The following is a 3,272-nucleotide window of genomic DNA, read 5'->3' on the forward strand; positions in this document are numbered from 1 at the left end:
TGCGGTGGTTCAGCCAATGCATTCGTCGACTGACACAGCGCCTTCGCGAGCAAGCCCGCTCCCACAGGGGATTTGTGCAGGGCCTTAAAACCCGGCGCCTTCGGGGTTAGGTTTTTGCGTGATATCAATATGCTATTTAGGTATTTAAATATTTGTTTTTATACCTTTAAAGTCTGCGCTACCCGACGTTACCCACGCCGGATCGAACCGCGCACGCCGCCTTACCCCTGCGGCGTTTTGGACTGCCGATGACCTTCGATTTCGCTTTTATCCTCAGCACCCTGCCGGCGTTTTTAAAAGCCGTGGGGGTGACGCTGCAAGTGGGCCTGATCGCCATTGCCACCTCGCTGCTGGTGGCGCTTATCAACGCCGCGCTGCTGGTGTTTCGCACGCCGTACCTGTCGCGCCTGGTGGCGCTGTACGTGGAGCTGGCGCGCAATACGCCGTTGCTGATCCAACTGTTTTTCGTCTACTTCGCCCTGCCGGCCCTGGGTTTCAATATCTCCGGGTTCTGGGCGGCGATCATCACCATGACCTTTCTCGGCGGCGCCTACCTCACCGAAGTGCTGCGCGCCGGGGTGGAAGCGGTGCCGCTGGCGCAGATCGAGTCGGGCAAGTCCATCGGCCTGTCCGACTGGCAGCTGCTGCGCCATGTGATCCTGCCCCAGGCCGGCATCCTCAGCCTGCCGGCGCTGTTCGCCAATTTCATCTTTCTGCTCAAGGAAACCACTGTGGTTTCTGCCGTGGCGGTGCCGGAGATTCTCTACACCACCAAGAGCTACATCGCGCTGTACTACAAGACCTACGAAATGCTCGCCGTGCTGACGCTGATCTGCGTGCTGCTGTTCCTGCCGCTGTCGCTGCTGCTCAGCCGCCTGGAAAGGAGGCTCCAGCATGGCCAGTTCGGGTCTTGAGTTGTTGTGGGTGTCGTTGCCGCAACTGGGCAAGGGCGCTGCGCAAACCCTGTCGATTTCGTTCTTGAGCATCGCCTTCAGTACGGTCGGCGGCGTGTTGTACGGTGTGTTGCGCACCCTGAACAACACGGTGATCAACGCGGTGTTGCGGGTGTATCTGGAGCTGTTCCGCGCGATCCCGGTGCTGGTGTGGCTGTACCTGCTGTTTTTCGGCCTGCCGATTTTCTTCGGCCTCAGTATTCCGAGCTTCTGGTGCGCGGTGCTGGTGCTGTCGCTGTGGGGCGCCAGTGAAGTCGGCGAAGTGGTGCGCGGCGCCCTGCATTCGCTGCCCCGGGGCCAGCGTGAAGCGGGTTTGTCGATTGGCCTGTCCGACCCGCAGTTGTACGGCTACGTGCTGCTGCCCCAGGCACTCAAGCGCATGACGCCGCCGACCATCAACGTCTACACGCGCATCATCAAGACCAGCTCCCTGGCGGTGCTGATCGGCGTGGTGGACGTCATCAAGGTCGGCCAGCAAATCATCGAACGCACCTACGAATCCGTGTTGATTTACGGCGTGCTGTTCCTGTTTTTCTTCTTTATCTGCTACCCGTTGTCGGCCGCCTCCAAGGTGCTGGAACGGCGCTGGGCCCAAGCATGAGCGCATTGATCGAGTTCCAGGGTTTCAACAAATATTTCGGCGAAGCGCAGGTGCTCAAGGGCATCGACCTGCGCGTGCACAGCGGCGAAGTGGTGGTGATCCTCGGCCCCAGCGGCTGTGGCAAAAGCACCTTGCTGCGTTGCCTGAACGGGCTGGAAGTCGCCCACAGCGGCAGCCTGCGTTTCGCCGGAAACGAGCTGTTGGACAAAAAAACCGACTGGCGCCAAGTGCGCCAGGACATCGGCATGGTGTTCCAGAGCTACCACCTGTTCCCGCACATGAGCGTGCTCGACAACATCCTGCTCGGCCCGCTGAAAGTGCAAAAACGCGACCCCCGCGAAGCCCGCGAACAGGCCGAAAAACTCCTGGAGCGCGTGGGCCTGGCCGACAAGCGCGACGCCTTCCCGCGCCAGCTTTCGGGCGGGCAGCAGCAACGTATCGCCATCGTCCGTTCGCTGTGCATGAACCCGCAGGTCATGCTGTTTGACGAAGTCACCGCCGCCCTCGACCCGGAAATGGTCAAGGAAGTGCTGGAAGTGATCCAGGGCCTGGCCCGCGATGGCATGACCCTGCTGATCGTCACCCATGAAATGGCCTTCGCCCGCGCCGTCGCCGACCGCGTGGTGTTTATGGAGGCCGGTCGCATCCTCGAACACAACACCCCCGAGGCATTCTTTACGAACCCGCAGACCGCACGCGCGCAGCAGTTCCTGGAGAAGTTCTCCTTTGTTTCAACACTGCCCAAAAAGACCAAGGAACTGGAGCTGACATGAAAAAACTACTGCTGCCACTGTTTGCCGTCGCCCTGCTGGCCGGCTGCGATAAAAAGGCCGAAGAGCCTGCCAAACCCGTCGCCGCTGCCGCGAGCGCTATCGACAAGATCAAGGCCCGCGACAAGCTGATCGTCGGCGTATTCACCGACAAACCGCCGTTCGGCTTTGTGAACGAAGCCGGGCGCTACGTCGGCTTCGATACCGACATCGGCCGCCAATTCGCCAAGGATTTGCTGGGCGATGAAAACAAAGTCGAATTCGTCGCCGTCGAGCCGGCCAGCCGTATTCCGTTCCTGCAAAGCGACAAGGTCGACCTGATCCTCGCCAACATGACCGTGACCCCGGAGCGCAAGGAAGCGGTGGACTTCACCAACCCCAACCTGAAAGTCGCAGTGCAGGCCCTGGTGCCCAACGACAGTGTGGTGAAAAGCCTGGATGACCTGGCGACCCGCACCACCATCGTCACCACCGGCACCACCGCCGATATTTGGCTGACCAAAAACCACCCGGACTGGAAACTGCTCAAGTTCGAGAAAAACTCCGAATCGCTGCAAGCGCTGCCGGCCGGCCGTGGTGATGCCTATGCGCAAGACAACCTGGTGCTGTTCAGCTGGGCCAAGCAGAACCCGGGTTATCGCGTGCTGGAAGAGAAACTCGGTGATGAAGCGCCGATTGCACCCGCGGTGAAGAAGGGCAACATCGAACTGCGTGACTGGGTGAATGCCGAGTTGGCGAAGTTGGGTGAGGAGAAGTTCTTGCTCAAGCTGTATGACCAATATGTGCGTAAAGAGCTGAGCGATGACACCAAGCCTGAGAGTGTGATTGTTGAGGGCGGTAAGTGGCAGGGTTGATCCTTTGCTCCTGTGGTGACTGAACTACCGCTTTCGCGAGCAAGCCCGCTCCCACATTTGACCGAGTTCTACCTTTGGAATGCGGGAAAATGTG

General features: G+C 59.8%; 4 protein-coding genes. All 4 read left to right on the plus strand.

Going from position 1 to position 3,272, the window contains the following annotated elements; all coding sequences use genetic code 11:
* The first annotated feature begins 248 nt into the window (after positions 1 to 248).
* The 4 genes from NUV89_RS28705 to NUV89_RS28720 are packed head-to-tail and all read left to right on the plus strand — an operon-like array spanning position 249 to position 3,178.
* Positions 249 to 914, plus strand: a complete 666-nt coding sequence (locus NUV89_RS28705) for an amino acid ABC transporter permease (protein WP_003187615.1) — start codon at positions 249 to 251, stop codon at positions 912 to 914.
* Positions 895 to 1,554, plus strand: a complete 660-nt coding sequence (locus tag NUV89_RS28710; protein WP_197626046.1) for an amino acid ABC transporter permease — start codon at positions 895 to 897, stop codon at positions 1,552 to 1,554. The genes NUV89_RS28705 and NUV89_RS28710 overlap by 20 nt, the downstream gene beginning before the upstream one ends.
* Positions 1,551 to 2,327 carry an amino acid ABC transporter ATP-binding protein gene (locus tag NUV89_RS28715; protein ID WP_257783977.1) on the plus strand — a complete coding sequence of 259 codons (777 nt, stop codon included), beginning with the start codon at positions 1,551 to 1,553 and terminating at the stop codon, positions 2,325 to 2,327. The genes NUV89_RS28710 and NUV89_RS28715 overlap by 4 nt, the downstream gene beginning before the upstream one ends.
* Positions 2,324 to 3,178: a transporter substrate-binding domain-containing protein gene (locus tag NUV89_RS28720; RefSeq protein ID WP_257783978.1), complete on the plus strand. Its 855-nt coding sequence runs from the start codon at positions 2,324 to 2,326 to the stop codon at positions 3,176 to 3,178. Before NUV89_RS28715 ends, NUV89_RS28720 begins: the two co-directional genes overlap by 4 nt.
* Positions 3,179 to 3,272: the final 94 nt, after the last annotated feature.

It is taken from the genome of Pseudomonas sp. 18.1.10 (genome assembly GCF_024655625.1).
GTDB lineage: Bacteria > Pseudomonadota > Gammaproteobacteria > Pseudomonadales > Pseudomonadaceae > Aquipseudomonas.